Below are 1852 nucleotides of genomic sequence, written 5' to 3' on the forward strand. Positions count from 1 at the left end.
CTGAAAACGAGGAGACCCCAACGTGGACATCCAGATGCGCACCAATGTGCCGCACATCTTCGCCATCGGCGACATCGTGGGCCAGCCCATGCTGGCGCACAAGGCGGTGCACGAGGCGCATGTGGCGGCGGAAGTGATCGCCGGCGAATTGCAGGGCAACAAGGAACTGGCCAGCGCCGCCTTCAACGCCCGCGTGATCCCCAGCGTGGCCTACACCGACCCCGAAGTGGCCTGGGTGGGCCTGACCGAAGACCAGGCCAAGCAGCAGGGCATCAAGGTCAAGAAGGGCCTGTTCCCCTGGGCGGCCTCGGGCCGCGCCATTGCCAACGGCCGCGACGAAGGCGTCACCAAGCTGCTGTTCGACGACAGCCCCGAAGCAGGATCAGGAGACGGCCATGCTGGCCGGGGCCACGGCAAGATCCTGGGCGGCGGCATGGTCGGCACGCATGCGGGCGACATGATCGGCGAGATCGCCCTGGCCATCGAGATGGGTGCGGACGCTGTCGACATCGGCAAGACCATCCACCCGCATCCGACGCTGGGCGAGAGCATCGGCATGGCGGCGGAAGTGGCGCATGGCAGCTGCACGGATGTGCCGCCTGCGCGCAAGTAAGTCCGCAGCCAAGCTACCCTGACAAGGCCCGAACTGGCGACGGTTCGGGCCTTGTGCTTTGCGTACCCAAACAATCGCCGCAGAATACTGTGCATTTGTACAGTATTTATGCCAGCCACCTCCAAGCCCAAGCTCTACAACCCGCGCCACCCCGAGCGCACGCTGCTCTACCAAACGGTGGCCGAGCATTACGAGACCTGGCTTGATCTGGCCAGCGCCGGCCAGTTCGACGGCCAGGGCGACCACCGCAGCCCCAAGCCCTATGTGCGCCAAGCGTTTGCCAAGTACCTGGAATGCGGCATCTTTGCCCACGGCTTTGCCCGTGCCCGCTGCGACGACTGCGGACACGACTTTCTGGTGGCCTTTTCCTGCAAAGGCCGGGGCGTCTGCCCCTCGTGCACCACGCGGCGCATGGCCGAGACAGCGGCACACCTCACCGACCACGTCTTCCCCCGCCTGCCAGTGCGCCAGTGGGTGCTCTCCGTGCCCAAGAGGTTGCGGTACTTCATGCAACGCGACGGAGCGGTGCTGAGCATGGTGCTGCGCATCTTTCTGCGGGTGATCGCACAAACTCTGCAGACCCACAGCCCCGGTGCGGCCCATATGGACAAGGCAGGCCTGCACATCGGTGCCATCGCCTTCATTCACCGATTCGGCTCCAGCCTCAATGAACACGTCCACTTCCACGTTTGTGTGGTGGACGGGGTGTTTGAGGAAGTGGAGGGCGAGGGCGATGCTGATGCGACCCCTCGAATCTCATCGCCGGGTGTCATCTTTCACGCGGCCACCGGCATCGATGCGGCTACCGTGGCCCCAGTGCAGACCACACTGCAAAAACGCATCCTGCGCGCCTTCGTTGCTCGGGGCCTGCTGGAGAACTGTGACGCCAAAGACATGCTGGGCTACAAACACAGCGGCTTCTCGGTGGACGCCGGTGTCTGCATCGAAGCCCACGACCGCGCTGCGCTGGAGCGGCTGCTGCGCTATTGCGCGCGTCCACCGTTTTCCATGGAGCGCCTACGCAAAGAGGGAAGCAAACTGGTGTACCGCTGTGCCAAACAGCGCAGCGAGCCCACCAGTGACAAGCGTGGTGCCAAGGCAGATGAGCTGCACCTCACACCGCTGGAACTGATCGACCGCATCGCCGCGCTGGTGCCACCGCCACGCACCCACCGGCACCGCTACTTTGGTGTGCTGGCACCAAACTCGCCGCTGAGAGGGGTCTCCTCGTTTTCAGTG

General features: G+C 64.4%; 1 protein-coding gene and 1 pseudogene. Both read left to right on the forward strand.

Annotation, left to right across the window (positions count from 1 at the left end; genetic code table 11):
• Window positions 1-19 precede the first annotated feature (19 nt).
• Window positions 20-613: pseudogene (locus tag KDK82_RS30920) on the forward strand (FAD-dependent oxidoreductase); the annotation flags it as partial.
• Window positions 614-721: 108 nt separating this feature from the next.
• The coding region (locus KDK82_RS30925) for an IS91 family transposase (RefSeq protein WP_088167151.1) at window positions 722-1852 on the forward strand (1131 nt) is incomplete at its 3' end.

Source organism: Delftia sp. K82 (genome assembly GCF_002193035.1).
In the GTDB taxonomy this organism is placed as follows: Bacteria; Pseudomonadota; Gammaproteobacteria; order Burkholderiales; family Burkholderiaceae_C; genus Comamonas; species Comamonas acidovorans.